The sequence below is a fragment of the Neisseria sp. P0022.S010 genome (assembly GCF_051956635.1).
In genome coordinates, this window is sequence record NZ_JBQCXF010000545.1 from 1 (window position 1) to 1,974 (window position 1,974).

The following is a 1,974-nucleotide window of genomic DNA, read 5'->3' on the forward strand; positions in this document are numbered from 1 at the left end:
CTGCCGCTGCATACCGAAAATGCCGCGCTGGGTGCGTTGATGGACACTATTGAACTGGCGGGAGCTTGATCATGCAAGAATGGTTCCAAAACCTCTTTGCCGCAACGCTCGGTCTGGGCGATTTGGGCATCACCGTAGGCTTGGTGGTATCCGTCATCGTCAAAATCGTGATTATCCTGATTCCGCTGATTCTGACCGTTGCCTACCTGACGTATTTCGAACGTAAAGTCATCGGCTTTATGCAGCTTCGTGTCGGTCCGAACGTAACCGGCCCGTGGGGTCTGATTCAGCCGTTTGCCGACGTGTTCAAACTCTTGTTTAAAGAGGTAACCCGTCCGAAGCTGTCAAACAAAGCCTTATTCTATATCGGCCCGATTATGTCGCTTGCTCCGTCTTTTGCGGCATGGGCAGTGATTCCGTTCAACGAAGAATGGGTGCTGACCAACATCAATATCGGCCTTTTGTACATCCTGATGATTACCTCGCTATCGGTTTACGGCGTGATCATCGCGGGCTGGGCTTCCAACTCCAAATATTCATTCTTGGGCGCAATGCGTGCTTCCGCGCAAAGCATTTCCTACGAGATTGCCATGAGTGCCGCGCTGGTGTGCGTCGTGATGGTATCGGGCAGCATGAACTTCTCCGACATCGTTGCCGCACAAGCCAAAGGTATTGCCGGCGGCTCGGTATTCTCTTGGAACTGGCTGCCGCTCTTCCCTATCTTCATCGTTTATCTGATTTCCGCCGTTGCCGAAACCAACCGCGCACCGTTTGACGTAGCAGAGGGCGAGTCCGAAATCGTTGCCGGTCACCACGTTGAATACTCCGGCTTCGCATTCGCGCTGTTCTTCCTCGCCGAATACATTTTCATGATTCTGATTGCCGCGCTGACATCGCTGATGTTCCTCGGCGGCTGGTTGTCTCCGTTCCCGCAAAGCTGGGGCTTTATCGGTACGCCTTCCGCATTCTGGATGTTTGTGAAAATGGCGGCGGTGCTGTACTGGTATCTGTGGATCCGTGCAACCTTCCCGCGCTACCGTTACGACCAAATCATGCGTTTGGGCTGGAAAGTGCTGATTCCGATCGGCTTCGCCTACATCGTGATTTTGGGCGTGTGGATGATTTCACCGCTGAATTTGTGGAAATAGGGCAGGGAGGCCGTCTGAAAGTTTTCAGGTAGCCTATAACCCAAATTTTTAACCGTTTCAAACCGAGAGAACCTAATGAAAGCTCAATGCCTGTGTGGCGCAGTATCACTGGAAACCGCCGAAAACCGCGAACTCCACGCCTGCCATTGCGGAAAATGTCGCGTATGGGGCGGCGGCGCGTCTTTTACTTTGGCCGCCCAGTCGCCTGAAATTACAGGCAGCGAACACATTGCGCATTATCAGTCGTCCGAATGGGCGCAACGCTGTTTTTGCAAACACTGCGGCACACATCTGTTTGTGAAAGTTGGCAACGATTATTACATCAACGCCGGGCTGTTTGCCGACAACGCGGGCTTTGAAACCACTTCGCAAATCTTTATCGATTGCAAAGCTCCGTATTACGACTTGGCCAACGATACCCCGAAGCTGACCGAAGCAGAGTTTTTAGAAATGGTGGGCGCGGCAGGTTAAAAAACCGCTTTCAGACGGCCTGTAAACAGAACAATCCGAAAAGAGCATCCGAAAATGGCTAATTTAGTAAAAACCTTCCTGCTGGGCGAATTGGTGAAAGGCATGGGCGTAACGCTCAAAAACTTTTTTGCCCGCAAAGACACGATTTACTTCCCTGAAGAAAAAACGCCGCAATCCGTGCGTTTCCGCGGCCTACACGCCCAACGCCGCTATCCGAACGGCGAAGAACGCTGTATTGCGTGTAAATTGTGTGAGGCAGTTTGTCCGGCAATGGCGATTAACATCGAATCGGAAGAACGCGAAGACGGCACCCGCCGCACCAAGCGTTACGACATCGACCTGACCAAGTGCATCT

General features: G+C 52.2%; 3 protein-coding genes. All 3 read left to right on the forward strand.

Annotation, left to right across the window (positions count from 1 at the left end):
- The first annotated feature begins 71 nt into the window (after positions 1-71).
- Entirely contained in the window at positions 72-1,148 is a 1,077-nt protein-coding gene (gene nuoH / locus ACTHUT_RS19200) for an NADH-quinone oxidoreductase subunit NuoH (protein ID WP_002216340.1), read from the forward strand.
- 75 nt (positions 1,149-1,223) lie between these two features.
- On the forward strand, positions 1,224-1,619 hold the full coding sequence (locus tag ACTHUT_RS19205; RefSeq protein WP_003686531.1) for a GFA family protein: 396 nt from the start codon (positions 1,224-1,226) through the stop codon (positions 1,617-1,619).
- A 54-nt stretch (positions 1,620-1,673) separates the two neighbouring features.
- A partial coding sequence (nuoI, locus tag ACTHUT_RS19210) for an NADH-quinone oxidoreductase subunit NuoI (RefSeq protein WP_440419433.1) occupies positions 1,674-1,974 on the forward strand: 301 nt, incomplete at its 3' end.

What these genes read in the sequence shown, in the direction of transcription:
- nuoH (WP_002216340.1), top strand. Translation starts at nt 72, where the DNA reads ATGCAAGAATGGTTCCAAAACCTCTTTGCCGCAACGCTCGGTCTGGGC.
- ACTHUT_RS19205 (WP_003686531.1), top strand. Translation starts at nt 1,224, where the DNA reads ATGAAAGCTCAATGCCTGTGTGGCGCAGTATCACTGGAAACCGCCGAA.